Raw genomic sequence first — 216 nt, 5'->3', positions numbered from 1 at the left:
CTCCCTAAAGGGTCGTTGGAGACTACAACGTTGATAGGTCAGGTGTGTAAGGACTGCGAGGTCTTGAGCTAACTGATACTAATTGCCCGTGAGGCTTAACCATACAACACCCAAGTAGTTTTGCTACGAAGTGTTTGTAAAAGACTGACATATAAAGAATAACTTCACGCACTGTAATGAATTGAATAAGAAAACGCTTTTATATTTATGGCTCTA

Annotated in this window: 1 rRNA gene; it reads left to right on the top strand. The window is 39.8% G+C overall.

Annotated features, from left to right (window positions below):
• Positions 1-103, top strand: a 23S ribosomal RNA gene (locus H4J67_RS20265); the annotation flags it as partial.
• Positions 104-216 lie beyond the last annotated feature (113 nt).

The organism is Colwellia sp. BRX10-4, assembly GCF_014077465.1.
GTDB lineage: Bacteria > Pseudomonadota > Gammaproteobacteria > Enterobacterales > Alteromonadaceae > Colwellia_A.
Note: the sequence above shows the minus strand (reverse complement) of the source record. Positions and strands in the feature narration are given on the sequence as shown.